Below are 255 nucleotides of genomic sequence, written 5' to 3'. Positions count from 1 at the left end.
ACATCACCAATAAGCTCGGCGGTGCGATCGTCAATATTGGCGATACTTCCGGTTCCAACGGCACGGTGAATGTGTCGGGTGCGGCGGCAAACTGGACGACGAATAACATCCTCAGGGTTGGTAAAAACGGCACCGGCACGCTGACCATCGCGGATGGCGGCACTGTGACCAATGGCAGTGGCTCGATTGGCCTCAACGCCAGTTCCAACGGAACGGTGACGGTAACGGGGCCGGGGTCAAGCTGGACGAATACGA

General features: G+C 58.4%; 1 protein-coding gene. It reads left to right on the top strand.

Features of this window, described 5'->3' with window-relative positions:
• Positions 1-255 (top strand): hypothetical protein (locus C5748_RS27640; protein ID WP_146119675.1); only part of this gene is annotated, 255 nt, incomplete at both ends.

Origin of the sequence: Phyllobacterium phragmitis (assembly GCF_002980495.1) — a bacterium.
In the GTDB taxonomy this organism is placed as follows: Bacteria; Pseudomonadota; Alphaproteobacteria; order Rhizobiales; family Rhizobiaceae; genus Paramesorhizobium; species Paramesorhizobium phragmitis.
This window is presented reverse-complemented; position numbering and strand designations above follow the sequence as displayed.